Raw genomic sequence first — 25,320 nt, 5'->3', positions numbered from 1 at the left:
CGCAAGCCGCGTCGGCCCATAGAGGGAGGTCAATGGAATGCGCTTCGGATTCTTCGATGTCGGCGACGTCAGGCTTCACGTCGCGTCGACCGGCGATCCCGCCAACCCCCTTATCATATGCCTGCACGGTTTCCCCGAATACTGGGCTGCCTGGCAGGAGGTGATGCTCGAACTGGCCGGGGATTTCCACGTGGTCGCGCCAGACCAGCGCGGTTTCAACCTGTCGTCCAAGCCGGCGGGCGAAGAGGCCTATCGGGCGAAACATCTGGTGGCCGATGTGGCGGCGCTCGCCGACCAGCTTTCACCAGGCAAGCCCTTCATCCTCGCGGGACATGACTGGGGTGCTTCGATCGCCTACGCCTATGCCTTCGCCCATCCTGACCGGCTGACGCGTCTCGTCATCGCCAACGGGGTGCATCCAGTCTGTTTCCAGCGGGCGATCCTGCAGGATGCGGGGCAGCGCAGGGCCAGCCAGTATTTCCACAAGCTGCGCGCGGCCGGCGCCGCCGAACGCATGGTCGAAGACGATTTCGCGCGGACCTTGAGGATGATCGCCGGTTTCTCGAAAACGGACTGGATGACGCCGGAGATCGAGGCCCATCACCGTGCGGCATGGGCAAGGCCGGGAGCCATGCAGGCCATGCTCCACTGGTACAATTCGTCGCCGGTGGTCGTGCCCCGGCCGGACGAGGTCGTGACGGATGCGCCGCTGCTCTCCATGGAGCCCGACAGGGCGAGGGTGCGCATGCCGCATCTGGTGATCTGGGGCGAGGCCGACGAAGCGCTCCGGCCGGTCTGCCTGGGGGGCCTCGACCGCTTTGCCGCCGACCTGACCGTGAAGAAGGTCGCAGGCGCCGGCCATTGGATCCTGCATGAGAAGCCGGTGGAGGTTGCCGCGATCATAAGAAAATTCCTTGAGCCTGCGACCGCGGGCTCCGATAAATAGACCTGACGAAAACGGCGGCGCTGATCGTCGCAAATGCTGCCGGGAGCGGGGACGGGGATGTTGTTTCGAAAATCGATGCTGGCTGCAGCAATTCTGCTGGTCCCGGTCGCGGCCAGGGCCGAACAGCTTCACGCCATTTTCAACGCTGCGGAAGACGGCACGGCGACAGTCGCCATCAGCCCATGCACGCCCGAAGAGGCTGGCGAATGTGTGTATCACGCGCTGACCTGCACGCCCGGCCAATGGCCGCCGGTGCGGTTCTCGATCATCACCGGACCCGTGGAGCAGGTCGCGAAAGCGATGATTCTTGTCACCGATGCGTGGCCGGGTGGGACGATGAAACTGGCGGGCGGAAAGACCGTCGACCTGCAGTTCACGAGCGTCCATCTCGACGCCAACGAGATGGACGGCGGTTGGATGCTGACGACGGGCATCTCCGATCCGACCCCGCTGTTCGATGCCCTGACCGACGGGAGCGGCGAGGGTGCCATGCTCGTCGTGGGCGGCGAGGCGTTTACCCTGGCGCCCGAAAAGGGCGATGGGGCGAAGCTTGCGCGCTTCAAGAACGAATGCACGCAGTAGGCGCCGCTCCGACTGGCCGAACCTTATTTCCTCTTCGGTGCTTTCGCGGGCTTGGGCGGCATCGGGCCGACATGGGCCGATGCCATGGCGATCCAGTTCCGCAGTGCCTCGTCATCCAGCGCCTCGGCGGCGACGATGACGTAGCCCTTCATCTCGCGGCCGGTGAAATTCATCCTGGAGGCGCCGGGCAGAGCCAGCGCGGCGGCTTCGCCGTCCGCGCCGACCCGAACGAGAAGCGTGCCATCCTTCATCGTGCCGACCATCATGTTGCGGTTCAGCGTGAAGCAGATGCCGCCGAACATGCGGATTTCCCCGATATTGGGATCGTCGCCGATGACTTCCCTGATCCGCTCGGCCAGTTCATTGCTCATGCCAGCCCCTTTGCCGATGCTTCATTTTCCGCGGCGAATATGGCAGGGACGCGCAAAAGCCGCAAAGAGCACTTTATTGGCATAGCATGGCAGGCACCGATCGCGACCGCAAACTCATCGCCGAAGGACCGGCAATCATCCTCGTCGAGCCGCAACTCGGAGAGAATATCGGCATGGTTGCGCGCGCCATGGCGAATTTCGGCCTGTCCGAGCTGCGCCTCGTCAATCCGCGCGACGGCTGGCCGAACGAGCGGGCGCGAGCGTCCGCGAGCCGGGCTGATCATGTCATCGACGGCGCCAGGGTCTTCGAGACCCTGCCCGAGGCGATCTCCGACCTGAATTTCGTCTTCGCGACCACCGCGCGCGAGCGTGACGGCTTCAAGCCGGTGCGCGGTCCCGTCGAGGCGGCACAGGCGCTGCAGCAGCGTTTCCGGGCGGGTCAGAAGACGGGGATCCTCTTCGGCCGCGAGCGCATCGGCCTCGACAATGCCGAGGTCGGCCTCGCCGACGAGATCGTGACCTTTCCCGTCAATCCGGCCTTTGCCTCGCTCAACATCGCGCAGGCGGTGCTGCTGATGTCCTATGAGTGGATGAAGTCGGGTCTGGAAGTCGGAAACGAGGCGCCGTTCTCCGGCCCGGAGATGGCGCCGGCACCCAAGGAGCAGTTGCAGGGCCTCTTCACGCATCTGGAGGAGGCGCTCGAGGCCAGGGGCTATTTCCGGCCGCAGGCCAAGAAGCCGAAGATGGTCGACAATCTGCGCGCCGTGCTGACACGCCCCGGATTTGCCGAGCCCGAGATCAAGGTGCTGCGCGGCGTCGTCGCGTCACTCGACTATTTCTCGCCCAGGGAACCGCGCGGTTCCGGTTATCCCGAACGTAAGGCGAAGGCCGATGCGGCTGCCCATCGCGGCGTCGGCGAAGCAGATCGCGGCTCGAGCGGGGATGACGGCGAGAATGGCGCTGCCGGAACCGGGAAGGATGTCGACAATGGCTGAGCATCCGGTCCTCATGTTCGATTCCGGCATCGGCGGGCTGACGGTGCTGCGCGAGGCCCGTGTGCTGATGCCCGGCCGCCGTTTCGTCTACGTCGCCGACGACGCGGCGTTCCCTTACGGGCGGTGGGACGAGCCTGCCCTGAAGGCACGCATCCTCGATCTGTTCGGCACGCTGCTCGATCGCTACGACCCCGAAATATCCGTCATTCCCTGCAACACGGCATCGACGCTCGTCATCGACGCCTTGCGCGAGGTCTTTCCGGGCCGTCTCTTCGTCGGCACCGTGCCGGCCATAAAGCCGGCGGCCGAACGCACGCGCTCCGGCCTCGTTTCGGTGCTGGCGACGCCGGGCACCGTCAAACGCCAGTATACGAGGGACCTGATCGCCCAATGGGCGTCGAAATGCCATGTCCGCCTGGTCGGCAGCGACAAGCTGGCTGGCCTGGCGGAGGTCTATATGCGCGAGGGTTTCGTCGACGAGGAGGTGATCCGCTCCGAGATCGCCCCATGTTTCATCGAGCAGGAGGGCAGGCGGACCGACATTGTCGTGCTCGCCTGCACCCACTATCCCTTCCTGGTCAACCGCATGCGCAAGACCGCGCCTTGGCCGGTCGACTGGCTCGATCCGGCCGAGGCGATCGCCCGGCGCGCCCTGTCGCTGATCGACACGGACGGAGTCGACGACTTCGAGCCGCGCAACGGCGGAGATATCGCGATCTTCACGTCGGGCAAGGCGGACTTTGCGACGCGGCGCCTGATGCAGGGCTTCGGCCTCGGCCTGGCCTGACCAGTACCGTCGCGCGGCGCGGCCGTCACGATGATCGCGGCGCCGCCGCTCCGCGGGCGATTTCGGCTCTTTGCCGTTGTCAGTAACCGAGCGTGAAACGCCTGCGCGAATGCTTCGGCGTTTCGGCCTCGTCGACGATCGCGGCGGCAAGATCGCCGGAAGAGATACCGCTTTCTCCCTTGGCGTCGAAGACGGGCTGGTCGCCGCCGAGCCTGTAGACGCCGGTCTTTTCTCCGGGCGTCAGGTGGATCGCGGGGGAAACGAAGGACCAGTCGAGCTCCTTCTCCTCGCGGATCGCAGCAAGGGCATCGCGCGCGGCGAGTGCTCCTGCCTTCCATTCCGCCGGGAACTCCGGCGAATCGACGAGCTGTGCGCCAGGGGCAACCTCGAGGCTGCCGGCGCCGCCGATCATGATCAGGCGGGTCTTCGCCTGGCCAGCGGCCGCGATGATGGCTTTCGAGCCATCGAGATGCTTGTTGTAGATGTCGGGGTCGCCCCAGCCGCCGTTGAAGGCGGAGACGACAACGTCGTGGCCGGCAATCGCCTTGGCGAGCGCGTCGGCGTCGGCGACGTCAGCTTTCACAGCCGTGACCCCGGGCAGCTTTTCCACCTTATCCGGATTGCGGACGATCGCCGTGACGGCGTGGCCGCGAGTTGCCGCTTCCTTCAGGATGGCGGTGCCGACGAAGCCGGAGGCTCCGATGAGCGCGATTTTCATTTGGCGTTCTCCTTCGGCCGGCCCGAGAAGGGCAGGCATGTTGTGTAAGCAGGTTATCAACGGTAACTATATAGAGCCCAAAGCAGGGACGCGTAAGAACGCATTGTTCCGTGCCCTGGTTACATGGAGAGAACCACATGAATGCCGCGTCGAGACCGGGATCACCGGTGCCCTTGCTTCACACCAATCCGGGCTTCGAGTGGGACGGCGTCGGCAGCTGTCCCGTGCGCGAGGTGCTCGACATTGTGGGCGATACCTGGAGCCTGCTCGTCATCATCAATCTTCAGCCTCGGCCTCTCCGCTTCAATGCCTTGAAACGGTCGATCGAGGGAATCTCGCAGCGCATGCTGACGGTCACGCTGCGTTCGCTGGAGCGCGACGGGCTGGTGCGACGCACCGTGCGGCCCACAATGCCGCCCGAGGTCGAATACGCGCTCACCGAGCTCGGCCAGTCGATCGCGGTGCCTATCGGTGCGCTGGGCACCTGGGCGTCGCAGAACCGCGATCTGATGCGCAATGCACGCAAGCGTTTCGACACCACGTCGGAGATTGGCTGAGGCCCCGGCAAGAAACGGAATGCGGCGCTCGATATGGCCTTCTACGATCCCGATGGAAAACCAGGGATCCAGCCATGACGACCGCCAAGACCGCATCCGCTCTCGACTGGACATCGATCGCCCGCGACCTCGACGCCTTCGGCGTGGCGCTCACCGGCCCGTTGTTGAGCGAGGCGGATTGCCTTTCGCTACGCTCGCTTTACGACGGGGATGGCCGTTTCCGCAGCCATATCGTGATGCAGCGACACGGCTTCGGCGCCGGTGAGTACAAATATTTTGCCAATCCGCTGCCCCAGCCGATCGCCGAACTGCGGCAGGCATTCTATGAGCGGCTCGCCCCGATCGCCGACGCCTGGAACGAGCGCATGGGGCTCGACCGGCGTTACCCCGCGACACTGGACGGTTTCCTGGCCGAATGCCACGCAGACGGCCAGACGCGCCCCACGCCGCTCCTGCTGAAATACCGGTCGGGCGACTACAATTGCCTGCATCAGGACGTCTACGGCGCGCATCTGTTCCCCATCCAGCTCGTGATCCTGCTCAGCGAGCCGGGAAGGGAGTTCGAAGGTGGCGAATTGGTGCTCACCGAGCAGCGCCCGCGCATGCAGTCGCGCGCCGAGGTGGTGCCGCTGCGCATGGGGCACGGCGCTCTCTTCGCCGTCAACGACAGGCCGCATGCGGGCACGCGCGGCGACTACCGCGTGAAGATGCGCCACGGTGTCAGCCGCGTGCGTTCTGGCGAACGGTTCACCGCGGGCGTGATCTTTCATGATGCGGCGTGAGCGGCAGGGAGCCGGCGTGGCGAGATGCCCCGCTCCCGTGCGATCTATAGTTTTTCGGAATTCCTTGACACCGTGGAGCCGATCCACTAGAGCCACGCCAGCGCCGGGCCGAAAGGTCCGGCGTCCTATTTGACGTGTCCCGTGGGTCTTTCCGCAAAGCGTGCGTGGAAGATCCTGTCAGGTCTCGAAAACGGAGGCCAGAGGAGGGCGCGTTTCCTCTGCCCGGAACATGGGGTTCCGGTGCAATATTGTGAAGGGAATGCGATGAGCAAGCGCGAATCCGCAAAATACAAGCTCGACCGCCGTCTTGGCGAGAACGTCTGGGGCCGTCCGAAGTCCCCGGTCAACAAGCGTGAATACGGCCCCGGCCAGCATGGCCAGCGCCGCAAGGGCAAGATGTCCGACTTCGGCCTGCAGCTCCGCGCCAAGCAGAAGCTGAAGGGTCACTACGGCGACGTCTCCGAGAAGCAGTTCCGCAAGGTCTATGACGAGGCCAATCGCCGCAAGGGCGACACCTCCGAGAACCTGATCGGCCTTCTCGAGTCGCGCCTCGACGCCATCGTCTATCGCGCCAAGTTCGTTCCGACGATCTTCGCCGCGCGCCAGTTCGTGAACCACGGCCACATCAATGTGAACGGCAAGCGCGTGAACATCGGTTCTTATCGCTGCCGTCCGGGCGACGTGATCGAGGTGCGCGAGAAGTCGAAGCAGCTCGTCCTGGTGCTGGAATCGGTCCAGCTCGCCGAGCGCGACGTGCCCGACTACATCGAAGCCGACCACAACAAGATGACCGCGACCTATCAGCGCGTGCCGGGCCTGGCCGATGTGCCGTTCGCCGTGCAGATGGAGCCGAACCTGGTCGTCGAGTTCTACTCGCGCTAACCGTTCGCATCCGAATACCGAAAAAGGCCGCGCCCGATCGCGGCCTTTTTCTTTTGGTCCGGGACCTCCCTTGCGCGTCCAAGTGGACGCACGTCGCAGTAATGCTCTATGGAACGGGGCGCAGGAGTCGGCCATGACAGTGCACCAGTCCCCAGACGAGATTTCCGACGCCGAAGGTGCGACACACCCGTTGTTCCGGGACGTGCCGTCCTCGGTCGAGTTCAACAAGCTGCGCAAGCGGCTGCTGCGCAATACGCGCCAGGCGATTGCCGACTTCGCCATGGTTCGGCCGGGCGACCGCTGGCTGGTGGCGCTCTCTGGCGGGAAGGATTCTTACGGCCTGCTCGCGCTGCTGCTCGACCTGAAATGGCGCGGCCTGCTGCCGGTGGAGCTTCTGGCCTGCAATCTCGACCAGGGCCAGCCGAATTTTCCCAAGCACATCCTGCCCGATTATCTGAACGGGCACGGCATCGCGCACCGCATCGAATATCAGGACACCTATTCGGTGGTCACCGACAAGATCGCCGAGGGCAACACCTATTGTTCGCTCTGCTCGCGCCTTCGCCGCGGTCATCTCTACCGGATCGCGCGGGAAGAGGGCTGCGCCGCGCTGGTGCTCGGGCACCATCGCGAGGATATCCTCGAGACCTTCTTCATGAACCTCTTCCATGGCGGCCGCATGGCGGCGATGCCGCCGAAGCTGCTCAACGACGAAGGCGACGTGATGGTGCTGCGCCCGCTCTCCTATTGCGCGGAGAACGACCTCGCCAAATTCGCCGATGGCATGCGCTTCCCGATCATCCCCTGTGATTTGTGCGGCAGCCAGGAAGGGCTGCAGCGCAACGCCATGAAGGCGATGCTGGAAGATATCGAACGGCGCATGCCGGGCCGCAAGGACACGATGATCCGCGCCCTCGGCAATGTCAGGCCCTCGCATCTCCTCGACCGCAAGCTTTTCGACTTCGCCGCCCTCAACGAACAATCAGCCGACGCAGGAACCGCATGACCTTTGACGACAACGCAATCGACTGGCTGGCGGCGCTGCTCGCCGACGCCGCGACCTCCGAGATCATGCCGCGCTTCCGGCGCCTCGATCGAGGCGACATCAGGCAAAAGACCTCGGCCGCGGATCTGGTGACGGAAGCCGACGTCAATGCGGAGCGCGTGATCACGGCAAGATTGCGCGAGCGCTATCCAGACGCGGTGATCATCGGCGAGGAAGCGCATTCGGAAAATCCCGGCATTCTCGACGGGCTCGGCGAGGCGCCACTCGCCTTCGTCATCGACCCTGTCGACGGCACCTTCAACTTCGCTTCCGGCATGCCGCTGTTCGGCGTCATGCTCGCCGTCGTCGTCAAGGGCGAGACGGTCGCCGGCATCATCCACGATCCAGTGGGCAAGGACTGGTTGATCGGCGCGAAGGGTGCTGGCAGCCATGTCAGGCATTCCAACGGCAACCTGGAAAAGGCGCGCGTTGCCGATCCGGTCCCGATGTCGCAGATGACCGGCGCGATCTCCTTCAGCTTCCTGCCGGAGCCGGAGCGGTCGCGGCTCGCGCGCAATCATGTCAGGACGCTGTCGCAGTTCAACTATCGCGCGGCCGCCTGCGAGTACCGGCTGCTTGCCACGGGCTTCGGCCACTTCGTGGTCTACAACAAGCTGATGCCCTGGGATCACCTCGCCGGCGTGCTCATCCATGCGGAGGCGGGTGGGCACGCGGCCCGTTTCGATGGCAGCGCCTACAACGCTTCCCATGTCGACGGCGGCCTGCTGGTGGCTCCGGACAAAGAGAGCTGGCAGGAATTGCGGCGCGAGCTCTGGGCGGAGTAGGGCTGGACGCAGTCCGCCGGCCACCCTCGATACGCGATAGCCCTCTCTTCCCAACCGTAGCTGAACTCAGTGCGTCGGCTTGCCGTGCACCTGGAACAGTTTGCCGTGCTCGGCGAACAGCACCAGCAGGAGCGCAAGGATCGACAGCAGGAAGAAGCCGGCCGTGAGCGGCATCACCGTGCCGTCGAAGGCCTGGCCGATGAGCGCGCCGATAACCGCGCCGCCGACCGTCTGGACGAAGCCCTGAACGGATGACGCCGTTCCAGCGACATGGCCGAGAGGCTCCATGGCGATGGCGTTGAAATTCGAGCCGATCCAGCCGAATTGCAGCATGGCGACGGTGAAGAGCCCGACAAACACGACCAGCGGCACCGGCCCCAGCAGCGCCAGCCCGAACAGGATCGTATTGACGGCGAGGAAGCCGATAAGCGCGCCATGCGACAGGCGGCGCATGCCGAAGCGTCCCACGAGGCGCGAATTGACGAAGGACGAGACCGCCATCATCGCCGCGACCGCCGCGAACAGGACCGGGAACCAGACGCCGAGGCCGTAGATGCCGACATAGACCTGCTGGGCCGAGTTTATGAAGCCGAACAGGCCGCCGAACACCAGCATCGTCGCCAGCGTGTAGCCCAGCGCCAGCCGGTTGGAGAGCACGATGCGGAAGCCCTCCAGCGCGGAGGCGACCGTGAAGGGCCGGCGGCGCTCGGGCTCCAGCGTCTCGGGCAGCCGGCGTGCGGTCCAGAGCGTGATGACGAGCGAAGCCAGGCCCATGAACACGAAGATCATGTGCCATTCGGAGAACAGCATCACCAGCTGTCCGACACCCGGCGCGACGACGGGCACGATCATGAACACCATGAACACCAGGGACATGACCTCGGCCATGGCGCGACCGCCGAAGACGTCGCGAACGAAGGAGACCGCGATCACACGGGTGGCCGAGGCGCCGACACCCTGGATGAAGCGCAGAAGCAGCAAAGTCTCGAAGGTCGGCGCGAAGGAAGCGCAGAAGGCCGCGATCACATAGATGGCAAGGCCGAACAGCAGCGGCGGACGCCGTCCGAGCCAGTCGGAAATCGGACCGTAGAGGAGTTGCGGCAGGCCGAAGCCGATCACATAGGCCGTGATGACATATTGCCTGTGGTTCTCGCTCTCCACGCCGAGGCTGGCGCCGATCTGCTGGAGGCCAGGCAGCATGATGTCGATGGCCAGCGCATTGAGCGCCATGAGCGCCGCGGCGAGCGCGATGAACTCCCAGCGGGGAATGGAGAGACGGCTTCCTGTGCCCCCGGCCGAAACTTGTGCATCCATCGTCGTTCCCTCTCGCGCAAAATGAAAATGCGCCGGCAGGCGCCGGCGCATCGTCAGAGGCTTAACCCGGGAGCGATCGTCCCCGAGGGCTCCGCTTATGGGATCAGGCAGCGCCCTTGGCGCTGACGCCCTTCTCCTCGAGGAAGGGTTGCAGTTCACCGGCCTGGAACATCTCGCGGACGATATCGCAACCGCCCACGAACTCGCCCTTGACATAGAGCTGGGGGATGGTCGGCCAGCTCGAATAGTCCTTGATGCCCTGGCGAAGCTCGTTCGAGGTGAGCACGTTCACGCCTTTGTAGTCCACGCCGAGATAGTCGAGAATTTGGACGACCTGGCCGGAGAATCCGCACTGCGGAAAGCCCGGAGTGCCCTTCATGAAGAGAACGACGTCGTTGCCCTTCACCTCGCTGTCGATGTATTCGGATATGCCGCTCATAGAGAAGTCCTTTCACGCCCGCGGATCATGCAGGCTCGAAACATGACCATGAGATAGACCGTTCGGCGGCTCGAAACAAGACGCATGCAAGAAGCTTTGAAGATAGCCGGCACATCTTGCTGGCACAGTTTCGTTGATCCAGACCGGCTTTCCAGTGCAGCGGACTTGCCTATGAAATCGACAGGCCGTAACGGTGCTTCCGGCGTTGGACGTCTTCGCAATGGGTGTCGCTGTGCCGCGACGCTCCTTGTCTCCCCGCCGGCCCTGTTATCGCTGTGTCTGGCCGGCCATGACGGTGCCGAGCCGCCCGGCGATCCAGGAATGCCCGGCGCAATCCTCGACATCCGAAAACAACACGCCTTCCCAGCCGAATTCATTGGCTGCGGCAACGACGGAACGCGAATCGTCGAACAGGAGCGGCGGCTCCCGCTGAGGGCCGATCCGCGTCTCGACACGGCGGAAGAACTCCGGGTCCGGCTTGGCGACACCCATCCGGGCTGCGTAGAACATGTCGTCGAAATGGTGCTTCAGGCCCACTTTGTCCCAGAGGTGGAAGGCGCGCAGATGCTCCTGATTGGTCGCCAGGTAGAGGCGTACCGGACCTGATGCCCGCAACCTGCCGACGAGGCTCATGAGCTGGAGGTTGACATGCGTGTCGCGCGCCAGCCAGTAGTCGATGAAGCCGAGCGGCGAGAGATGATAGCCGACGGTCGGCAGGAACGCCTCCAGCGCCGTGACCAGCGAAACCCTGCCTTCGATGACCTCCATGAAAGCGGGACCGAAGAATGTCTGGAAGGCTTCGGGGTCGACCCCCGTATCTTCGAGAAGGTAGCGGTCCCAGCGTCGGCGGCGTTCGGGGATGTCGTGGAAGAGACTGTGAACCAGCACGCCGTCGACGTCGAAAAGGACCGATCGCACAGGGACTTATTCCGGAGCGCTGGTCTGCAGGGCGAGCGCGTGCAGGACGCCTCCCATGTTGCCCTTCAGCGCCTCGTAGACCATCTGGTGCTGCTGGACGCGGCTCTTGCCGCGGAAGCTCTCCGCCACCACTTCGGCGGCGTAGTGATCGCCGTCGCCGGCGAGGTCGCGGATCGTCACCTTGGCGTCCGGAATGCCTTCCTTGATCAGCCGTTCGATGTCACGCGCGTCCATTGCCACTGGCGAGTCTCCCGTTCCGAACTGCCCCTGGAGCGCGGCGTGTTCTGTTCGGCACGCAAAGGAGTTCCAGGACCATGCTTCAACGCATCCAGCCGACGATCGAGTCTGCTCGTCGGGCCGATACATCTAGAGATATGGCGGCAAGCCCTGCCGGGGTCAATCGCGGGACGGTCGAAATCCAAGCCGCAGGGGATGAGCGGCGATCAGTCGAGCGCGCGATCCAGATGCGTATAGCCGCCGTCTACGAAAAGCCATTGGCCAGTCGTGTGGCTGGCGCGATCCGAAAGCAGGAAGATGACGGTGTCGGCGATCTCCTCGGCTCTGGTCATGCGCCTGCCGAGCGGAATGCGCCGGGTGATCTCAGCGCGCTTCGCATCTGGGTCGTCGAAGGTCTGCAGCCACTTCTCGTAGAGCGGCGTCATCACCTCGGCCGGAATGACCGCATTCACCCTGACACCATCTTCGCGCAGCGCGGCCGCCCATTCGCGGGTCAGCGAGAGCTGGGCGCCCTTCGCCGCGCAATAGCCGCTGGTGTTGCCCTGGCCGGTGAGCGCGGTCTTGGACGAGATGTTGACGATCGAGCCACGTGAAGCCTTGAGCCAGGGCAGGCAGTGATGCGCCAGGACGTAATAGTGGATCAGGTTCCGCTCCAGCGACGCGCGAAACGCCGCCGGACCGGCCTCCAATCCTATACTGTCGTTGACGCCGGCATTGTTGACGAGATGGTCGATGCGGCCGAAGACGCCGATAGCCTCCTCGACCGCAGCCTTGCAGGCATCGTCATCCATCAGGTCGACCTGGACGAATCTGGCCTGAGGGGCCCGTTCGTTCAGGTGGTCGGCGAAATCCGCAGTCAGCGGGCTGCGGCCGAATATCACCGGTATCGCGCCTTCTGCGACAAGGCCGAGGGTGATCGCGCCGCCGATCCCGGCGCCGCCCCCGGTGACGATCACGACCTTGTCCCGTAGTCCGAGATCCAAGATTGCCTCCTTCAGGCGCCGAAGCGATAGGTTTCGAGCGAAGCTGGCTTCATCTCGATCGAAAAGCCCGGCGCTGCCGGCGGCATATAGGCCGCATCGCGGATGACGCAGGGTTCCTTGAAGTGCTCATGGAGATGGTCGACATATTCGACGACGCGGCCTTCGCGCGTGCCGGCGACACAGATGTAGTCGATCATCGCAAGATGCTGGACATATTCGCAGAGCCCGACGCCGCCGGCGTGAGGACACACGAGCAGACCATATTTCGCGGCCATCAACAGCACGGCCAGGATTTCGTTGACCCCGCCCAGGCGGCAGGCATCGATCTGCACGACGTCGATGGCGCCGCGCATGATGAACTGCTTGAACATGATGCGGTTCTGGCACATCTCGCCGGTCGCGACCTGGATGGGCGCCACGCTTTCGCGGATCTTGCGGTGGCCTTCGATGTCGTCGGGGCTGGTCGGCTCCTCGATGAACCAGGGCGAGGCGAAGGTGAGGTCGCGCACCCAGTCGATCGCCTGGTCGACCTCCCAGACCTGGTTGGCGTCGATCATCAGCTTGCGTTCGGGACCCAGCACTTCACGGGCGATGCGCAGGCGACGGATGTCGTCGGCCTTGTCGCGGCCGACCTTGAGCTTGATGTGGTTGAAGCCGGCGTCGATCGCCTCGCGGCAAAGGCGCCGCAGCTTGTCGTCGTCATAGCCGAGCCAGCCGGCAGAGGTGGTGTAGCAGGCGTAGCCCTCCCGCTCGAGCGTGGCGATCCGTTTGGCCTTGTCAGGCGCCTTGTCGCGCAATATGGCCAGCGCTTCGTCCGGCGTGATGCAGTCGCTGATGTAGCGGAAGTCGATGCAGCGGACGAACTCTTCCGGGCTCATGTCGGCGACCAGCCGCCAGACGGGCTTGCTGACCATCTTCGCCCACAGGTCCCAGACAGCATTGACTACGGCGCCGGTGGCGAGGTGGATGGCGCCCTTGTCAGGGCCGATCCAGCGCAATTGGCTGTCCGAGGTGACATGGCGCCAGAAGGCGCCCATGTCCGCCGTCGCTTCCGCCATGTCGAGCCCGACGACCAAATGGCGCATCGCCTCGATCGCGGCACAGCAGATCTCGTTGCCGCGGCCGATGGTAAAGGTGAGCCCGTGCCCTTCGAGACCGGCGGCGTCGGTCTTCAGGATGACATAGGCGGCGGAATAGTCCGGGTCCGGGTTCATTGCATCCGAACCGTCGAGATGCTGGGACGTCGGGAAGCGCAGGTCGAGCACCTGCATGTCGGTGATGGTGGTCATTGGTCGGATTCCTACGGCAGGGAGCAATTGCATCCATGCCTGAACTATATAGAGGACCGGAGGCGACGGGCCGCCTCCGGTCGATGGCTGGGTCAGTCGTAAAGGACGGCGGCGATCTCCGGATTGTCGATGTTCGACTTGTCGTAATAGTAGAAGCCGGTGTCGATGTTCTTCTCGACCGGCTCGCCCTTGGCCGCCTTCACCGCGGCCTCGACCGTCTTGTAGCCGATGCCGACCGGGTTCTGGGTGATGGCGCCGGCCATTTCTCCGTCGTTGATCGCCTTCTTCTGCTGGGCGCCCGAATCGTAGCCGATGATGACCAGCTTGCGCCCCAGTTCCCTCGCGCCGTTGACGACGCCGATGGCCGAGCCTTCATTGGCGCCGAACATGCCCTTCAGGTCCGGGTTCGCCTGCAGGATGGCCTTGGTGATCTCGGTGGACTTGAGATGGTCGCCCTCGCCATATTCGATCGCGACGATCTCGATCTTCGGATAGGCTTCCTTGATGCGGTTGACGAAGCCGTCGCGCCGGTCGATCCCGGTGCGGCTGGTCTGGTCGTGCACGACGAGAGCGACCCTGCCTTCGCCGCCGATCAACTCGGCCATCTTGTCGGCGGCAAGAGCCGCCGCGGCGAGGTTGTTGGTCGACGCGGTTGCGACGGGAATGTCGCTGTCGACGCCGGAATCGAAGGCTACCACGGCGATGTTGGCGTCCTTGGCCTGCTGCAGCAGCGGGATGGCGGCCTGGCTGTCCAGCGCGGCAAGGCCGATCGCAGCGGGTTTCTTGGCGAGCGCTGCCGCCAGCATGTCGATCTGGCGGTCGACCTGCGATTCCGAATCCGGCCCCTCGAAGGTGACCTCGACGCCGAGATCGGCGGCGGCCTTGTCGGCCCCGGTCTTGACGGCCTGCCAGAACTGATGCTGGAAGCCCTTGGAGACCAGGGGGATGTACATCTTGTCCTGGGCCATGGCCATCGTGCCATAGCCGAGGAACGTTGCGGCGCTCAGAACGCCGAGGACGGTGCGACGAGTAAACATGTTTCCTCCTTGGGGTAAGTCTTGATCGGTTCGTCGGAGCTTCAGCGTCTCTTCTTGATGTTGGCGCAGCGCAGGCGCTGCGCGAAGCACGGCCCGGTCAAAGCCGTCGCCGCCGCAAAATGTCGGTGTACACGGCAAGAATGATGATCGAACCCGTCACCACGGTCTGCCATTCCTGGGCGACCGACAGGATGCGCAGGCCGTTTGCGAGCACGCTCATGATCAGGGCTCCGATCAGCGTGCCGACGATCGTGCCGCGCCCGCCGCTGAGCGACGTGCCGCCGATCACCACCGCGGCGATCGCATCGAGTTCATAACCTTGTCCAAGCGCCGGCTGGGCCGAGTTGAGCCGGGAGGCGATGAGCAGTCCGGCGATGCCGCAGATGCCGCCGGCGAGCGCATAGACGGCGATCTTCCAGCGGTCGGTGTTGACGCCGGAAAGGCGCACCGCCTCTTCGTTGCTGCCGAGCGCGAAGGTGAAGCGGCCGAGAACGGTCCGTTCGAGGATGAAGCTTGCCGCGATCGCCACCAGGAACAGGATGAGCACGCCGTTGGGGATGGGCAATGCGGGAACGACAGCGCCGATGATCGAACCCTGGGAGATCTGGGTGAAGCCGGGCGTGTCGTTGAAATAGATCGGCCGCGTGCCTGAAATGACCAGCGACAGGCCCTTGAGAATGAGCATCATGCCGAGCGTGGCGATGAAGGGCGGAATCTTTAGCTTGGCGACGAAGGTGCCGGAGATGGTTCCGCTCAAGGCCCCCGCCAGGATCGCCGCCAGGACGCCGAGACCGATCGGCATGCCCCAGAAGGTCAGAACGACGCCGGCGATGACGGCACAGAAGGTCATCAGGGTGCCGACCGAAAGGTCGATGCCGCCGGTGATGATGACCAGCGTCGCGGCGATCGCCAGCACCCCGTTGACCGAGGTGGCCTGAAGGATCGTGATGACGTTGCTGGTCTGAAGGAAATTGGGCGAGGCGAGGCTGAAGACCACCATCAGAATGATCAGGCTGGCGAAGGCAAGCAGCCTGTGCTGGGCGCCGGAGAACCGGGTGGAAGGGGCGGTCGTCCCGGTTGTTGTCGCGCTCATCTGCTCTCTCCCTGTGCCGGCCAGATTCCACCTTCGCTCGCCTTGCCAGAGCCGCCGCGTTGCGTCGCCAGTTGCATGATCTCCTCCTGGGAAGCGCCGCCGGGAAGGACGCCGGTCAGCCGTCCCTCGCACATCACGGCGATGCGATGGCTGAGCCGCAGGATCTCGGGCAGTTCGGAGGAGATGACGATGACCGCGCGGCCTTGCCCGGCAAGTGCGTTGAGCAGCTTGTAGATCTCGCTCTTGGCGCCGACGTCGATGCCGCGCGTCGGCTCGTCGAAGATCAGTATCTCGCAGTCGCGCAGCAGCCATTTGGCGATGACGATCTTCTGCTGATTGCCGCCGGAAAGCAGCCGCGCTTCCTGCTTGTCGGAAGGCGTCTTGATGGCGAGTTGACCGATATAGCGCGTCGCCGCCTCGTGCATGGCGGCTTCTTTCAGCAACCCGCCGGGGCCGGTGAACCGGCCGAGGCTCGCCATGGCGATGTTGTTGCGCACATCCATGCCGACGGCGAGGCCGAAATGCTTGCGGTCTTCCGAAAGATAGCCGATGCCGGCGCGCACCGCGTCCTGCGGCTTGCGGATGTCGACCTTGCGGCCGCACACGAAGATCTCGCCGCTGTCCAGCCGATCCGCACCGAAGATGGCGCGTGCGACTTCCGTGCGGCCGGCGCCCATCAACCCGGCGAAGCCGAGGATCTCGCCCTTGCGGACCGAAAAGCTGACGTCGCGGATCTCCGATCCGCGGTTGAGGCCCGACACCTCGAGCATGATTTCGGCATCGGCATCGGCATGGGCGGGGGCGGCGGCACGGTCGTCGGAGAGGGCACGACCGACCATCATGGAGATGATCTTGTCCACCGGCGTCGATTTGGCCGGCATCGTGCCGATATACTCGCCGTCCCGCATCACGGTCACCCGATCGGCGATGCGCTTCAACTCGTCCATCTTGTGCGAGATGTAGATGATGCCCACGCCCTCGGCCTTCAGTTTCCCGATGATGGCGAAGAGTTCATTGATCTCTGCGTCGTTCAGCGCCGCCGTGGGTTCGTCCATGACCAGCACGCGCGATCGGTGCGACAAGGCCTTGGCGATCTCCACCATCTGCTGGCGGGCGATTGTCAGCCGCCCCACCGGCGTGCGGGGATCGAGCCTGAGATGCATGGCGGCAAAAATTTCGGCGGCCTGGGCATTGAGCTTCGCCTCGTCGAGCAGGAAGCCGGGCCATTTGCGCGGCTCGCGTCCGATGAAGATGTTCTGCGCGGCCGTCAGGTCCGGCATCAGGTTCAGTTCCTGATGGATGATTCCGATGCCGAGATCCTGTGCCTGGCGCGGCGAGCCGATCTCGACCGGCTTGCCGTCGAGCAGGATCTTGCCTTCGTCGCGCGCATAGATCCCGGCGAGGATCTTCATCAGCGTCGACTTGCCGGCGCCGTTCTCGCCCATCAGCGCATGAACCTCCCCCGAACGAAGCTCCAGCCGCGCCTTGTGCAGCGCCCGAACGCCCGGAAAGGACTTGCCGATATCGGTCATGGCGACGAGAGCGGTCATGACGTCCTTTGCGCCTCCCGCCGTCAGATGGTGACGCCGCCGTCCACGAGGACGGCCTGGCCGGTGACGAAGCGCGATTCGTCGGAGAGCAGATAGACCACCAGCGGCGTGATGTCGGAGGCCTGCGCGAGCCGGCCGACCGGCTGGCGCGCAATGAAATCCTTCTCTGCCTGGACCGGGTCGGGAGCAGCGGCGATGCGGCTGCGAAGCGATGGCGTGTCGACCGTGCCTGGACAAAGCGCGTTGCAGCGCAGGCCCCGCCCGACATAGTCCGCGGCCATGCCTTTGGTCAGGCCGATCACGGCCGCCTTGGTCGCGCCATAGAGCAGCCGGTTGGGGAAACCTTTGATCGAGGAAGCCATCGACGCCATGTTGAGGATGGCGGCCCCGCCGGTCTTCCCTGCCTGTTCGAGCATCCCCGGCAGGAACGCCCGGATGGCGTGATACATGCTCTTGACGTTGAGGTCGAAGCTGAAATCCCAGTCGTCCTCGCTGCAATCGAGGATCGTGCCGTTGTGCACGAAACCGGCGCAATTGAAGAGCCCGTCGAGCGGCGGCTGCCGTCCGGCAAATGCCGCGACCGAGCCTCCATCGCGCATATCGAGGCGATGACACTCGATCCTGTTGTCTTCATCGACGAGCGTGGACAGCGCCTCCGCGTCGATATCGGTAGCGATCACGCGAGCGCCTTCGGCGGCGCATGCCAGCGCGCTCGCCCGGCCGATGCCTTGCGCCGCCGCAGAAATGAAGATGCGTTTCCCATCCAATCGCACGGCTCGTCGCCTCCTCCAGCAGCCAGCTTGCGTTCGTGTTGTCTATATACGAACAAGCTATTCATATGTAAACTGAGAAATCGAAGGCAGCGACACTGACCTGCAGGGAGCCGGGGGCATGGGACGGAAGCCATTGAACACCGCAACGGAACCGGAAAAGGACGACCGTTACAGGGCACCGGCGCTCGACAAGGGGCTGGACATTCTTGAGCTTCTTTCCGAGCAGCCGGGAGGGTTGACGCGCGCCGAGATCGTCAAGGCCATGGGGCGCGGTCCAAGCGAGGTCTATCGGATGCTGGAGAGGCTGGTCGCGCGCGACTATGTGAGCCGGTCACCCGAGGGCGACCGATATGCGCTGACCATGAAACTCTTCGTGCTGGCCCATCGTCACCCGCCGGTCCGTAGGCTTGTGGCGCGTGCCTTGCCGTTGATGGATGCCTTTGCCCGGGAAGCCGGCCAATCGTGCCACCTTGTGGCCATGGATCGTGATGCGGCCATCGTCGTGGCTCATGCGAGCAGCCCCGGAAACTGGGAATTCGGCATCAGGATCGGCGCGCGCATCGAACTCCTGACCACCGGCTCCGGCCTGACGCTTCTCGCTTTCCAGGAACCGGTGGCGAAGTCGGAGATGCTGGCCCGATGGGAGGGATCCGGAAACACGGAGGTTCTCGCACGGATCGCGCCCGAACTGAAAAGCTACCGGGAAGCGGGCTACCGGATCGGCGACAGCCGCCAGATCGCTGGTATCAGCGACATCAGTGTGCCGGTGCTGTCGCCGGAACGCCGTGCACTTGCCGTCCTAACGTGTCCCTTCATCCGGAGGCTCGACGAGGGGGCGAAGGTCGACATCAATGCAGTGCTCGGCCTTTTGCGCGGTGTCGCGGAACGCCTTTCACTGTCGTGACGGAAATGGCCTGACAGACAGTCGGCTGTCCGTCAGGGTGGGCGAGCCTTGACGACCTAATTCTCCGGTGGAAGGTCGCCGGCCATATAGGCCGGGAACCATCCCTCATGCGCGGCGCGCAATTCATCGATGCCGATCGCACGCGCTTCGCCGAGCTTCAGTTCTTGTCCACCGGTCGTGCCGATAAAGGGCGCGAAGATCCCGCTGTCCTTCAGGTGTTCCTCGTAGAACCAGTCGACCTTGTCGCGCGGTATGGTGACGAGGTAGCGGCCCTGATCTTCACCGAAGAACAGAGGTATCGGCGACAAGTCGTTCAATTGATTGACTGTCGCGCCGATGTTGCCGGCCATTGCCATTTCCGCGAGGGCAACGGCGAGACCACCGTCGGAAAGGTCGTGCGCCGCGGTCGCCATGCCCGAGGTGACGAGCGCGCGCACGAAGTCGCCCACGTTCCGCTCATGGGCGAGGTCGACCGGCGGCGGCGGCCCGTCCTGGCGGCCATGGATGTCGCGAAGATAGATGGACTGGCCGAGATGCGTGCCCCAGGAGGGTGGCGCACCGACCAGGATGATGGCCTCGTCTTCGGCGGCGAAGCCGGCGCGCGCCATTTTCGTCCAGTCGCGGACGAGGCCGACGCCGCCGATGGTCGGGGTCGGCAGGATCGCCTGCCCGTTGGTCTCGTTGTAGAGCGAGACGTTGCCGGAGACGATCGGGAAATCCAGGGCGCGGCAGGCGTCGCCGATGCCGGTGACGGCCCGAGCGAACTGGCCCATGATCTCGGGCCGTTCCGGATTGCCGAAATTCAGATTGTCGGTGGCAGCCAGGGGCAGGGCGCCGGTGGCGGTCAGGTTGCGCCAGCATTCGGCGACCGCCTGCTTGCCGCCTTCATAAGGATCGGCCTCGCAATAGCGGGGGGTGACGTCCGAGGAGAAGGCCAGCGCCTTGGTCGGATGGCCGTCGACGCGCACCACGCCGGCATCGCCGCCGGGACGCTGCAGGGAATTGCCCTGGATCAGCGTGTCATATTGTTCCCAGACCCAGCGCCGGCTGGAAAGGTCGGGCCCGCCGAGCAGTGTCAGCAGGGCATCGGCCACGTCGGCCGTAGGGATGTCGTCATCGGCCAGTGCCGGCTGCGGCTTGGGTTCGGTCCAGGGCCGGTCGTATTCGGGCGCCTGGTCGCCGAGTTCCTTGATCGGCAGGTCAGCGACTTCCTCGCCCTGATGCAGGATGCGGAAGCGCAGATCGTCGGTGGTCCGTCCGACAATGGCGAAATCGAGTCCCCATTTGCGGAAGATCGCCTCGGCCTGCTCTTCCTTTTCCGGACGCAGCACCATGAGCATGCGCTCCTGGCTTTCCGACAGCATCATCTCATAGGCGCTCATGCGCTCCTCGCGCACTGGCACCTTGTCGAGGTCGAGCTCGATGCCGAGATCGCCCTTGGCCCCCATCTCGACCGCCGAGCAGGTGAGGCCCGCAGCCCCCATGTCCTGGATGGCGATCACAGCGCCCGACGCCATCAGCTCGAGGCAGGCTTCGAGCAGGCATTTTTCGGTGAAGGGGTCGCCGACCTGGACGGTCGGGCGCTTCTCCTCGATCTTGTCGTCGAACTCGGCCGAAGCCATGGTAGCGCCACCGACGCCGTCGCGTCCGGTCTTGGCGCCGAGATAGACGACCGGCAGGCCGACGCCTTCGGCCTTGGAGTAGAAGATCGCATCCGTCTTCGCGAGGCCCGCGGCAAACGCGTTGACCAGACAGTTGCCGTTGTAGCGGGGGTCGAAATTAACCTCCCCGCCGACCGTGGGCACGCCGAAGGAATTGCCGTAGCCTCCGACGCCGGCGACGACACCGGCCACCAGATGCCGGGTCTTGGGATGATCGGGTGCGCCGAAACGCAGCGCGTTCATAGCCGCGATCGGCCGAGCGCCCATGGTGAAGACGTCGCGCAGAATGCCGCCGACGCCGGTCGCCGCACCCTGATAGGGCTCGATGTATGAGGGATGGTTGTGGCTCTCCATCTTGAAGACCACCGCCTCGCCGTCGCCGATATCCACGACGCCGGCGTTCTCGCCGGGTCCCTGGATGACCTGCGGGCCCGTGGTCGGCAGGGTGCGGAGCCATTTCTTGGAGGATTTGTACGAGCAGTGCTCGTTCCACATGGCGGAGAAGATGCCGAGTTCGGTGAAGCTCGGCTCACGGCCGATGAGGTCGAGAATGCGCTGATATTCGTCGGGCCCCAGGCCGTGGGCCGCGATAAGCTCCGGCGTGATCGGGACGGCGTTTTTTATGGTCATGGGCGGCGGTCGGATCCCAAAGGTTGGCTCGGCGTGTCATAGCCCAACCCGCCTGCGGGTTACACCGCCGATCGCAGAAAAAAGGACGCAAGCCACAAATTCTCCCGAAGCTCGAAGGTGCGCAAATCCGGCGCCATGGCCGCGGGACGGAACCGGATCGGCGCGGCCCGCGTTCCCATCCTTGTTTCCATCTCGAAGTAGCGAGGGACGATGGCTGCAAGTCTTCTCATCGGCATTCTTGTGACATTCCTGGTGGTCGTGCTCGTGCTGTGGCTCGTGAACCGGCTGCCGCTCGACGGACGCACCAGGCAGGTCGCCCAGATCGTTGTCATCATCATCGGCATCATCTCGCTGCTGAGATATCTCGCGGTCTTCTGACCGTGCCCGCCATCCGGGGGCCACCGCCCGGATGTTCAACCTCGAAAGGAAGTCCCATGGCAGATACCCAGCTCCAAAACGGCACGCCCAAGACGGCGCAAAGCAAATCCACTTCAAAGTCTGTGCAGAGCAAAGCGCAGGGAGTGGCGGCGAGAAAGAACCAAACCCGGACCGCGATGGAGAAGCAGATCGCCGAACTCCAGCATGAGATCGCCAGGATCGACGACATGCTGGCAGAGCAGGCGGGCCATGTCGCCAGGGAGGCGCACGGCTGGTACAACAGCGCCTCGCGGCGTGCGACGAAAGTGACGAGGGCGCTCGGCAACAGGGCCCATTCCGTTTCCGAAGCGGTGAAGGACAATCCCGGCACCGTCTCGTCGGCAATGATGCTGGGCGCGGTCGCCGGTTTCATGGTCGGCATGGTTCTCGGCCACACGCCGAACCGGCGCCGGGACCATTGGTGGCGATACGACCAGCGCTGATGCCGGGGGTGTCAGCCGTAGGTGTCGTATCCGGCGCGCCCGTCGTCGAGCAGGCGGCGCAAGGCCTCCAAGCCGGCCGTGACCTCGTCGCGTGTGCGCGGGGTGGAGAGACCGAGGCGGACGCGATGATAGACCTGTTCCGAGCGTCCGGCCTTGAACTCGTCCTCGTCGTCGAGAAGGATACCCGCGTCGAACGCGGCCTTCGCGAAAGTGCCGGAGAGCCATGGTTCGGGCAGGCCGAGCCAGACGAAGGGGATATTGGTCTGCCAGCGCAGGTCGAAGCCCGCCAGGATCGAGCGCGCGAGTTTCACCCTGGCGTTGACCTCGTCCAGACAGCGCTCCCGGAGCAGTTCGGCCTCGCCCGACAGGACGAGGCGCGCGCTCAGTTCCGCAAGGACGAATGGCATCCCGCCGGTTGTCATTTTGTGGGCAACGGCGATCCTGTGGGCGAAATGCGGCGGGCATGCCACCCAGCCGCCGCGAACGCCCGCCGCCACGGATTTTGAAAGCCCGCCGACCACGAAAGTACGCTCCGGCGCGAATTCGGCCAGCATCGGCGTCGGATCGGAGACCAGGGCGCCGTAGAGGTCGTCTTCGATCAGCCAGACATTGTGGCGTCGCGCGATCTCCGCGATGTCGCGCCGCCGGCTTTCCGGCATCATGGCGACGGTGGGATTCTGGGCGGTCGGCATCAGGAAAGCGAGTTTCGGGTGCCGTTGCGCACAGAGCCTCTCGAAGTCCTCCGGTATCACGCCCTGGTCGTCGGACTGGACCAGCACCGTACGGCGGCCGATCAGCCCGGCGCTGCGGGCGAATTGCGAATAGGTGAGGTTTTCGAAGACGATCGCATCGCCGGGCGCGGTCGCGGCCGACGTTACCGCCACCAGGGCAGCGTGCGCTCCAAGCGTCGAGACGATGCTGTCGGGTTCGGGGCGGTAGCCGCCTCGCGCGAGCCAGACGCTGCCCGCTTCAGTCCAACTCACAGGGGTGGATCGCGTGTAGCTCGCCACCTCGCCGGGATTGTCGCGGCATATCTCCGACAGCATGCGGCCGATGATGGCGCCCTGGCCGACATCGGGGGCGGCGGTGCTGTCGAAACGTATCTTCCCCGCCGGCGCTTCCAGATGCCGCAGTCCTCCGTCCGGCACCGGTGCCCGAACACGTGATCCGGGCGCCGGAGCGCTGCGGTCGAGCACATAGGTTCCGCGCCCGACTTCGCCGCTGACGAGGCCCCGCTCCCGAAGCAGCGCATAGGCACGGCCGACCGTGCCGATGGTGACGCCGATATCATAGGCGAGGTCGCGTTGGGGCGGCAGCTTCGTGCCGCCTGGCAGCACCCCTTCGCCGATGTCGTTCTCGATGCGGTTGGCCAGCCGCAAATAAAGCGGTCCGTCGCCGGTGGAGAGATCGGGTGCCCAACTTGTCATGGTGACAATTTTATATGTTGCCATTCAATGCGAGTCAATTCATTAGATTGAACCCATACATTTTGGCCAAATCGAGCCAGAGGATGAATTCAATGAGTACAATGCGCACAATGTCAGTCGCAGCGTCGGAAGCGGTCGGGGATCAGCGATCGGGTTTCGTCACGCGCATCGTCGTCGTGATCACGTCGGCGATCCTCTGGCTCGAAGATCGTCTGGCGAAGCGCCGCAGCCGGCTTGCCCTGCTCGAACTGACCGACGATCAGCTCAAGGATATCGGCATCTCGCGGGCGGACGCCGAGCGGGAAGGCCTGCGGTCGTTCCTGGATTGACGGCTGAGCCAACAGGCCGAATGCGAGAACGCGGACCGATGGTCGGAGCGGAGCGCCGCCGGTTGTCCCCTTGCTCAGGCGGGGGTGCCGCAGCCGGCTTCGCCGGAAGCCCAGCGGGTCACGTCGGCGCCGATGCGGGCGCCGAGTTGTTCCTGCATCAGAGGCCCGAAGGCCTGCAGCCGCGCCGGCGTTCCCTCGGCCTGGACGACGAGCAACGGGCGTCCCTCGGGGTGCTTTGCCGGCACCAGCAGGATGCGCGGCCTGCCGCTGAACGAGTTGAGCTCATTGGCCATGCGGTAGGGGCGGAAGGCCGCATCCTTGCTGGCGAACCAGCATTTCTGCGCGGCGATCGCCACCTGCTCCATCGTGCGCAGCGCGGCGCTCTTGCCCGAGACGCTCATCCCGCTCTCCCTCGGTCCCGACTGGCAGGCAGCCAGGAGGAGGGCGGCTGCACCGATCGCCGCTGCAGCCGGAAAAAAGACCATGCGTGGAAACATCAGGCAGCCAGCCCCAGCACACCTTCGAACAAAGCGCGGCCGTCCGTGCCGCCATGGGCCGTCTCGATCAGGTTCTCCGGATGGGGCATCAGGCCGAGCACGTTGCCGCGCTGGCTGACGATCCCCGCGATGTCGTTGATCGAGCCGTTCGGATTGGTGCCCTCCGCATAGCGGAAGACGACCTGACCTTCGCCTTCGATCCGGGCGAGGGTTTCCGCATCGGCAAAATAGTTGCCGTCGTGGTGGGCGACCGGGCAGCGAATGACCTGGCCGGGCCCATAGCCACGAGTGAAGGCGGTATTCGCGTTCGCAACTTCGAGCTTCACCTCGCGGCAGACGAATTTGAGCGAGCTGTTGCGCATCAGGGCGCCGGGCAGGAGGCCTGCCTCGAGCAAGATCTGGAAGCCGTTGCAGACGCCCATCACCATGACACCCTTGTCGGCCTTTTCCGCAACGGCCCGCAGCACCGGCATGCGCGCCGCGATGGCCCCGCAGCGAAGGTAGTCGCCGTAGGAGAAGCCGCCCGGGATCACTAGGAGGTCCACATCGGGGATGGTCGTGTCGGTCTGCCAGACGGTCTGTGGCGCGCGGCCGGAAATCTTGGTCAGCGCGGCGATCATGTCGCGGTCGCGGTTGAGGCCGGGAAGCAGGACGACGGCGGATTTCATGACTTAGGATCGAATCCCTTCTGCGCTTCGGCGAGTTCTCGCAGCTCCAGGCGCCACTCTATGCGGTCGAGTCGTTCGTCGTGGCGGCCGAGAATTCCATAGATGTTGTGAATGTCGGCCTGAATCCCGACCATATGGCCGCGAATGACGTTCAGTTCCTTCTTGACCTCCGACAAGTCCAGCCGAAGCCCGGACATATCGTGCTGCATGCGCTTCAACAGCCCATACATCAGGTCGTTCGTGACACCGGTCATTCACGCC

The 25,320-nt window shown here is 64.5% G+C and carries 30 protein-coding genes; 13 read left to right on the top strand and 17 right to left on the bottom strand.

Translation table 11 applies throughout. The features are described from left to right. The first annotated feature begins 37 nt into the window (after positions 1 to 37). Both JN280_RS27445 and JN280_RS27440 read left to right on the top strand, forming a co-directional pair. A complete protein-coding gene (locus JN280_RS27445) occupies positions 38 to 946 on the top strand; it encodes an alpha/beta fold hydrolase (protein ID WP_202307035.1) in 909 nt (302 codons plus the stop codon). A 75-nt stretch (positions 947 to 1,021) separates the two neighbouring features. Continuing rightward, positions 1,022 to 1,528, top strand: a complete 507-nt coding sequence (locus JN280_RS27440) for a hypothetical protein (RefSeq protein ID WP_202307034.1) — start codon at positions 1,022 to 1,024, stop codon at positions 1,526 to 1,528. A gap of 23 nt (positions 1,529 to 1,551) precedes the next feature. On the opposite strand, the gene JN280_RS27435 is transcribed toward JN280_RS27440, so the two are convergent. Continuing rightward, entirely contained in the window at positions 1,552 to 1,899 is a 348-nt protein-coding gene (locus tag JN280_RS27435) for a TfoX/Sxy family protein (protein ID WP_202307032.1), read from the bottom strand. An 86-nt stretch (positions 1,900 to 1,985) separates the two neighbouring features. On the opposite strand from JN280_RS27435, the gene JN280_RS27430 reads away from it, so the two are divergent. Beyond that, positions 1,986 to 2,894: an RNA methyltransferase gene (locus JN280_RS27430; protein ID WP_202307030.1), complete on the top strand. Its 909-nt coding sequence runs from the start codon at positions 1,986 to 1,988 to the stop codon at positions 2,892 to 2,894. Next, a complete protein-coding gene (gene murI / locus JN280_RS27425) occupies positions 2,887 to 3,681 on the top strand; it encodes a glutamate racemase (RefSeq protein WP_202307028.1) in 795 nt (264 codons plus the stop codon). Before JN280_RS27430 ends, murI begins: the two co-directional genes overlap by 8 nt. Positions 3,682 to 3,760: 79 nt before the next feature. Here the strand turns inward: murI and JN280_RS27420 are convergent, their stop codons facing one another. Then, complete coding sequence (locus tag JN280_RS27420) at positions 3,761 to 4,399, bottom strand: NAD(P)-dependent oxidoreductase (protein ID WP_202307026.1); 639 nt, start codon at positions 4,397 to 4,399, stop codon at positions 3,761 to 3,763. A gap of 137 nt (positions 4,400 to 4,536) precedes the next feature. Between JN280_RS27420 and JN280_RS27415 the strand changes: the two genes are divergently transcribed. The 5 genes from JN280_RS27415 to JN280_RS27395 all read left to right on the top strand — a co-directional run bounded on the left by JN280_RS27415 (position 4,537) and on the right by JN280_RS27395 (position 8,450). Beyond that, complete coding sequence (locus JN280_RS27415; RefSeq protein WP_202307024.1) at positions 4,537 to 4,956, top strand: winged helix-turn-helix transcriptional regulator; 420 nt, start codon at positions 4,537 to 4,539, stop codon at positions 4,954 to 4,956. A gap of 74 nt (positions 4,957 to 5,030) precedes the next feature. Beyond that, positions 5,031 to 5,738, top strand: a complete 708-nt coding sequence (locus tag JN280_RS27410) for a 2OG-Fe(II) oxygenase (RefSeq protein ID WP_202307023.1) — start codon at positions 5,031 to 5,033, stop codon at positions 5,736 to 5,738. A 264-nt stretch (positions 5,739 to 6,002) separates the two neighbouring features. After that, complete coding sequence (rpsD, locus tag JN280_RS27405; protein ID WP_202307022.1) at positions 6,003 to 6,620, top strand: 30S ribosomal protein S4; 618 nt, start codon at positions 6,003 to 6,005, stop codon at positions 6,618 to 6,620. A 133-nt stretch (positions 6,621 to 6,753) separates the two neighbouring features. Continuing rightward, the gene (ttcA, locus tag JN280_RS27400) at positions 6,754 to 7,626 is read left to right on the top strand and encodes a tRNA 2-thiocytidine(32) synthetase TtcA (protein WP_202307018.1); all 873 of its coding nucleotides are present in this window, start codon (positions 6,754 to 6,756) and stop codon (positions 7,624 to 7,626) included. Further along, positions 7,623 to 8,450, top strand: a complete 828-nt coding sequence (locus tag JN280_RS27395; protein WP_202307016.1) for an inositol monophosphatase family protein — start codon at positions 7,623 to 7,625, stop codon at positions 8,448 to 8,450. The genes ttcA and JN280_RS27395 overlap by 4 nt, the downstream gene beginning before the upstream one ends. 66 nt (positions 8,451 to 8,516) lie before the next feature. On the opposite strand, the gene JN280_RS27390 is transcribed toward JN280_RS27395, so the two are convergent. From JN280_RS27390 to JN280_RS27345, 10 genes are all read right to left on the bottom strand, one after another. Further along, complete coding sequence (locus JN280_RS27390; RefSeq protein ID WP_202307014.1) at positions 8,517 to 9,764, bottom strand: multidrug effflux MFS transporter; 1,248 nt, start codon at positions 9,762 to 9,764, stop codon at positions 8,517 to 8,519. A 103-nt stretch (positions 9,765 to 9,867) separates the two neighbouring features. After that, positions 9,868 to 10,203, bottom strand: a complete 336-nt coding sequence (gene grxD / locus JN280_RS27385; RefSeq protein ID WP_202307011.1) for a Grx4 family monothiol glutaredoxin — start codon at positions 10,201 to 10,203, stop codon at positions 9,868 to 9,870. 267 nt (positions 10,204 to 10,470) lie between these two features. Beyond that, entirely contained in the window at positions 10,471 to 11,121 is a 651-nt protein-coding gene (locus JN280_RS27380; protein WP_202307009.1) for an HAD family hydrolase, read from the bottom strand. Positions 11,122 to 11,127: 6 nt separating this feature from the next. Further along, positions 11,128 to 11,361 carry a BolA/IbaG family iron-sulfur metabolism protein gene (locus JN280_RS27375; protein WP_202307007.1) on the bottom strand — a complete coding sequence of 78 codons (234 nt, stop codon included), beginning with the start codon at positions 11,359 to 11,361 and terminating at the stop codon, positions 11,128 to 11,130. A 203-nt stretch (positions 11,362 to 11,564) separates the two neighbouring features. Further along, positions 11,565 to 12,341: an SDR family oxidoreductase gene (locus tag JN280_RS27370; protein ID WP_202307005.1), complete on the bottom strand. Its 777-nt coding sequence runs from the start codon at positions 12,339 to 12,341 to the stop codon at positions 11,565 to 11,567. Between the two features lie 11 nt (positions 12,342 to 12,352). Then, a complete protein-coding gene (locus tag JN280_RS27365; protein WP_202307003.1) occupies positions 12,353 to 13,630 on the bottom strand; it encodes an L-fuconate dehydratase in 1,278 nt (425 codons plus the stop codon). A 92-nt stretch (positions 13,631 to 13,722) separates the two neighbouring features. Then, the gene (locus JN280_RS27360; RefSeq protein ID WP_202307001.1) at positions 13,723 to 14,667 is read right to left on the bottom strand and encodes an ABC transporter substrate-binding protein; all 945 of its coding nucleotides are present in this window, start codon (positions 14,665 to 14,667) and stop codon (positions 13,723 to 13,725) included. Between the two features lie 97 nt (positions 14,668 to 14,764). Continuing rightward, a complete protein-coding gene (locus JN280_RS27355) occupies positions 14,765 to 15,760 on the bottom strand; it encodes an ABC transporter permease (protein WP_202306999.1) in 996 nt (331 codons plus the stop codon). After that, on the bottom strand, positions 15,757 to 17,310 hold the full coding sequence (locus JN280_RS27350; RefSeq protein WP_202306997.1) for a sugar ABC transporter ATP-binding protein: 1,554 nt from the start codon (positions 17,308 to 17,310) through the stop codon (positions 15,757 to 15,759). The genes JN280_RS27355 and JN280_RS27350 overlap by 4 nt, the downstream gene beginning before the upstream one ends. Before the next feature lie 23 nt (positions 17,311 to 17,333). Continuing rightward, a complete protein-coding gene (locus JN280_RS27345) occupies positions 17,334 to 18,083 on the bottom strand; it encodes an SDR family oxidoreductase (RefSeq protein WP_202306995.1) in 750 nt (249 codons plus the stop codon). Positions 18,084 to 18,216: 133 nt separating this feature from the next. Between JN280_RS27345 and JN280_RS27340 the strand changes: the two genes are divergently transcribed. Next, complete coding sequence (locus JN280_RS27340; protein ID WP_244742155.1) at positions 18,217 to 18,987, top strand: IclR family transcriptional regulator; 771 nt, start codon at positions 18,217 to 18,219, stop codon at positions 18,985 to 18,987. Positions 18,988 to 19,043: 56 nt separating this feature from the next. Here the strand turns inward: JN280_RS27340 and purL are convergent, their stop codons facing one another. Further along, the gene (purL, locus tag JN280_RS27335) at positions 19,044 to 21,278 is read right to left on the bottom strand and encodes a phosphoribosylformylglycinamidine synthase subunit PurL (protein WP_202306993.1); all 2,235 of its coding nucleotides are present in this window, start codon (positions 21,276 to 21,278) and stop codon (positions 19,044 to 19,046) included. A 210-nt stretch (positions 21,279 to 21,488) separates the two neighbouring features. On the opposite strand from purL, the gene JN280_RS27330 reads away from it, so the two are divergent. Beyond that, the gene (locus tag JN280_RS27330) at positions 21,489 to 21,656 is read left to right on the top strand and encodes a Thivi_2564 family membrane protein (RefSeq protein WP_202306992.1); all 168 of its coding nucleotides are present in this window, start codon (positions 21,489 to 21,491) and stop codon (positions 21,654 to 21,656) included. A 56-nt stretch (positions 21,657 to 21,712) separates the two neighbouring features. Then, positions 21,713 to 22,138, top strand: a complete 426-nt coding sequence (locus tag JN280_RS27325) for a hypothetical protein (RefSeq protein WP_202306991.1) — start codon at positions 21,713 to 21,715, stop codon at positions 22,136 to 22,138. Positions 22,139 to 22,149: 11 nt separating this feature from the next. Here the strand turns inward: JN280_RS27325 and JN280_RS27320 are convergent, their stop codons facing one another. Continuing rightward, complete coding sequence (locus JN280_RS27320) at positions 22,150 to 23,565, bottom strand: aminotransferase-like domain-containing protein (RefSeq protein WP_202306990.1); 1,416 nt, start codon at positions 23,563 to 23,565, stop codon at positions 22,150 to 22,152. 92 nt (positions 23,566 to 23,657) lie between these two features. On the opposite strand from JN280_RS27320, the gene JN280_RS27315 reads away from it, so the two are divergent. Next, complete coding sequence (locus JN280_RS27315) at positions 23,658 to 23,894, top strand: DUF1127 domain-containing protein (protein ID WP_342215875.1); 237 nt, start codon at positions 23,658 to 23,660, stop codon at positions 23,892 to 23,894. Between the two features lie 74 nt (positions 23,895 to 23,968). Here the strand turns inward: JN280_RS27315 and JN280_RS27310 are convergent, their stop codons facing one another. From JN280_RS27310 to JN280_RS27300, 3 genes are read right to left on the bottom strand one after another with little or no spacing between them, the layout of a single operon-like run. Continuing rightward, entirely contained in the window at positions 23,969 to 24,379 is a 411-nt protein-coding gene (locus JN280_RS27310) for a hypothetical protein (RefSeq protein WP_202306988.1), read from the bottom strand. An 11-nt stretch (positions 24,380 to 24,390) separates the two neighbouring features. Beyond that, entirely contained in the window at positions 24,391 to 25,059 is a 669-nt protein-coding gene (gene purQ, locus JN280_RS27305) for a phosphoribosylformylglycinamidine synthase subunit PurQ (RefSeq protein WP_202306987.1), read from the bottom strand. Then, on the bottom strand, positions 25,056 to 25,313 hold the full coding sequence (locus JN280_RS27300) for a hypothetical protein (RefSeq protein WP_202306985.1): 258 nt from the start codon (positions 25,311 to 25,313) through the stop codon (positions 25,056 to 25,058). The genes purQ and JN280_RS27300 overlap by 4 nt, the downstream gene beginning before the upstream one ends. Between the last annotated feature and the right edge of the window lie 7 nt (positions 25,314 to 25,320).

The sequence above is a fragment of the Mesorhizobium sp. L-8-10 genome (assembly GCF_016756635.1).
Classification (GTDB): Bacteria; Pseudomonadota; Alphaproteobacteria; order Rhizobiales; family Rhizobiaceae.
The sequence above is the reverse complement of the archived record's forward strand: the minus strand, read 5'-3'. Positions and strand labels throughout refer to the sequence as shown.

Bases quoted from the DNA above. Each gene is read 5' to 3' on its own strand.
- JN280_RS27445 (WP_202307035.1), top strand. From the start codon at position 38: ATGCGCTTCGGATTCTTCGATGTCGGCGACGTCAGGCTTCACGTCGCG.
- JN280_RS27440 (WP_202307034.1), top strand. From the start codon at position 1,022: ATGCTGGCTGCAGCAATTCTGCTGGTCCCGGTCGCGGCCAGGGCCGAA.
- JN280_RS27435 (WP_202307032.1), bottom strand. From the start codon at position 1,899: ATGAGCAATGAACTGGCCGAGCGGATCAGGGAAGTCATCGGCGACGAT.
- JN280_RS27430 (WP_202307030.1), top strand. From the start codon at position 1,986: ATGGCAGGCACCGATCGCGACCGCAAACTCATCGCCGAAGGACCGGCA.
- murI (WP_202307028.1), top strand. From the start codon at position 2,887: ATGGCTGAGCATCCGGTCCTCATGTTCGATTCCGGCATCGGCGGGCTG.
- JN280_RS27420 (WP_202307026.1), bottom strand. From the start codon at position 4,399: ATGAAAATCGCGCTCATCGGAGCCTCCGGCTTCGTCGGCACCGCCATC.
- JN280_RS27415 (WP_202307024.1), top strand. From the start codon at position 4,537: ATGAATGCCGCGTCGAGACCGGGATCACCGGTGCCCTTGCTTCACACC.
- JN280_RS27410 (WP_202307023.1), top strand. From the start codon at position 5,031: ATGACGACCGCCAAGACCGCATCCGCTCTCGACTGGACATCGATCGCC.
- rpsD (WP_202307022.1), top strand. From the start codon at position 6,003: ATGAGCAAGCGCGAATCCGCAAAATACAAGCTCGACCGCCGTCTTGGC.
- ttcA (WP_202307018.1), top strand. From the start codon at position 6,754: ATGACAGTGCACCAGTCCCCAGACGAGATTTCCGACGCCGAAGGTGCG.
- JN280_RS27395 (WP_202307016.1), top strand. From the start codon at position 7,623: ATGACCTTTGACGACAACGCAATCGACTGGCTGGCGGCGCTGCTCGCC.
- JN280_RS27390 (WP_202307014.1), bottom strand. From the start codon at position 9,764: ATGGATGCACAAGTTTCGGCCGGGGGCACAGGAAGCCGTCTCTCCATT.
- grxD (WP_202307011.1), bottom strand. From the start codon at position 10,203: ATGAGCGGCATATCCGAATACATCGACAGCGAGGTGAAGGGCAACGAC.
- JN280_RS27365 (WP_202307003.1), bottom strand. From the start codon at position 13,630: ATGACCACCATCACCGACATGCAGGTGCTCGACCTGCGCTTCCCGACG.
- JN280_RS27360 (WP_202307001.1), bottom strand. From the start codon at position 14,667: ATGTTTACTCGTCGCACCGTCCTCGGCGTTCTGAGCGCCGCAACGTTC.
- JN280_RS27355 (WP_202306999.1), bottom strand. From the start codon at position 15,760: ATGAGCGCGACAACAACCGGGACGACCGCCCCTTCCACCCGGTTCTCC.
- JN280_RS27350 (WP_202306997.1), bottom strand. From the start codon at position 17,310: ATGACCGCTCTCGTCGCCATGACCGATATCGGCAAGTCCTTTCCGGGC.
- purL (WP_202306993.1), bottom strand. From the start codon at position 21,278: ATGACCATAAAAAACGCCGTCCCGATCACGCCGGAGCTTATCGCGGCC.
- JN280_RS27330 (WP_202306992.1), top strand. From the start codon at position 21,489: ATGGCTGCAAGTCTTCTCATCGGCATTCTTGTGACATTCCTGGTGGTC.
- JN280_RS27325 (WP_202306991.1), top strand. From the start codon at position 21,713: ATGGCAGATACCCAGCTCCAAAACGGCACGCCCAAGACGGCGCAAAGC.
- JN280_RS27320 (WP_202306990.1), bottom strand. From the start codon at position 23,565: ATGACAAGTTGGGCACCCGATCTCTCCACCGGCGACGGACCGCTTTAT.
- JN280_RS27315 (WP_342215875.1), top strand. From the start codon at position 23,658: ATGAGTACAATGCGCACAATGTCAGTCGCAGCGTCGGAAGCGGTCGGG.
- JN280_RS27310 (WP_202306988.1), bottom strand. From the start codon at position 24,379: ATGGTCTTTTTTCCGGCTGCAGCGGCGATCGGTGCAGCCGCCCTCCTC.
- purQ (WP_202306987.1), bottom strand. From the start codon at position 25,059: ATGAAATCCGCCGTCGTCCTGCTTCCCGGCCTCAACCGCGACCGCGAC.
- JN280_RS27300 (WP_202306985.1), bottom strand. From the start codon at position 25,313: ATGACCGGTGTCACGAACGACCTGATGTATGGGCTGTTGAAGCGCATG.